The sequence below is a fragment of the Blautia faecis genome, from assembly GCF_020554845.1.
Taxonomy (GTDB): Bacteria; Bacillota; Clostridia; order Lachnospirales; family Lachnospiraceae; genus Blautia_A; species Blautia_A faecis.
Window position 1 is genome coordinate 1 of record NZ_JAJCIA010000090.1, and the last position, 935, is coordinate 935.

General features: G+C 50.4%; 1 protein-coding gene. It reads left to right on the forward strand.

All coding sequences use genetic code 11. The features are described 5' to 3' along the window. Positions 1-834 (forward strand): recombinase zinc beta ribbon domain-containing protein (locus tag LIZ66_RS18330; protein WP_227201175.1); only part of this gene is annotated, 834 nt, incomplete at its 5' end. Positions 835-935: the final 101 nt, after the last annotated feature.

Here is a 935-nt window from a genome sequence, read left to right on the forward strand (position 1 = left end):
GACTACCGTTTCAAAATCGGCACGATTGGGGAAAAGAAGCCGGAGGACTGGATTGTAGTGGAGGGACAGCATGAACCGCTGATTGACCGCATGAGCTTTGACATTGTGCAGAACAAGCTGAAATCCCGCCAGCGTCCGGGGCAGACCAATGAAATCAGCCTGTTTGCCGGACTGATAAAATGCGGCGAGTGTGGGAAGTCGCTGACGATACGCTATACAAACGCAAAACATCCCCAGCAGATTTATTCCTGCAAGACCTACAATGCCTTTGGAAAGAACCACTGCACCCAGCACCGGATTGACTATGACACCCTTTACAGCCATGTGCTGCGAAAAATCCGGGAATGTGCCAGAGCTGCCCTGATGGACGGGAAAGCGGTTGCCGACCGCCTGACTAATACCTGTGAAGCCGAGCAGCGGGAACAGCGGGAAGCAATGGAACGCTCCCTTACAAGGGACGAGGAACGGATTGAGGTTCTGGATAAAATGGTCATGCGGCTTTATGAGGATATGATTGCAGGGCGTATCAGTGAGCAGAATTTCAACACCATGCTGGAAAAGACACAGACCGAGCAGACGGAGCTTAAAGCAAAAGTGTCCGAGGGCAGGAAGCGGCTGTCCGATGAAGCCCAGCTTGCCAATGACGCAAAACAATGGGTGGAAGCCATTCAGGAATATGCCAACATCACAGAGCTGGACGCAGCCACCCTTAACCGCTTAATCAAAGAAATCGTCGTGCATGAGCGCATTGACGAAGATAAAACAAGACACATTTCTATCGAAATTCATTTTAATCTCAAACCCATCCCAGAGGTGGAACAGGTCACTGCCTGACCTGTCCTACCGGGACGATTCTCTTAAAAACACCATATAGATTTTTTGTACGCCGCCGCCCGCCATCGAGCAGAGTTTTACACCTAATTGGGGATAAAACA